Source organism: Treponema sp. R6D11 (assembly GCF_054786075.1).
Genome location: NZ_BDHD01000650.1, coordinates 1 through 654 on the forward strand (window position 1 = coordinate 1; position 654 = coordinate 654).

Sequence of the window (654 nt, forward strand, 5' to 3'; positions counted from 1 at the left end):
ATAATTCAATGGGAGTAATCAAGACAGCTCTGGAAATAGCTCTGGAAAGAACAGGAGCGGTTAAAAGCGACAAGTCGGGTATAGATCAATATGAAGTTAAAAAAAGGGGTAAAAAACTGGCAAACGCTTTTTTGGACGGGGACGCGGATATTGTAAGCGAGATAAAAAAGACGCCCGCTCAAGACAGGGAAACCCTTAAACAGGGTATTTTTGACGTTCTTGTTACGCAAATAGCCCTGCCCACCGCAAATAGCGACGAAAAACGGATAGAAAGGCTAGGCAAGGGGCTGTCCGCCGTAATAAATAACAATGAATTTAGCGAAATGTACAAACAGCTAACCGGTCTTTTTGCCCAATATCTGCAAGAAATCGCCCAATGCGAGCAAATGCTCCGCCAGCAGTACGCCCCAAAACTCCGCCAAAAGGAAGAAGAATTATCCAATAGAATGGGCAGGGAAGTCCGTATTGATCCCTTCCAAGACCCTGAATTTGTCAATTTTTACAACCAGAATATGAACGCCTTAAAGACTAACTATGAGACTGTAGTGGAACGGGCAAGGGAAGAAACCAGACGGATGTTTAACGCTTAAAATTCCAGTGGACAAATTCTTATTATGTGATTATAATGTTTCTTAATATTGTTAAGTCTAAGTG

The 654-nt window shown here is 42.0% G+C and carries 1 protein-coding gene; it reads left to right on the forward strand.

All coding sequences use genetic code 11. The features are described from left to right. Positions 1-590: DUF6657 family protein (locus ACYVTD_RS15275; RefSeq protein WP_461248558.1), on the forward strand; the 590-nt coding region annotated here is incomplete at its 5' end. Between the last annotated feature and the right edge of the window lie 64 nt (positions 591-654).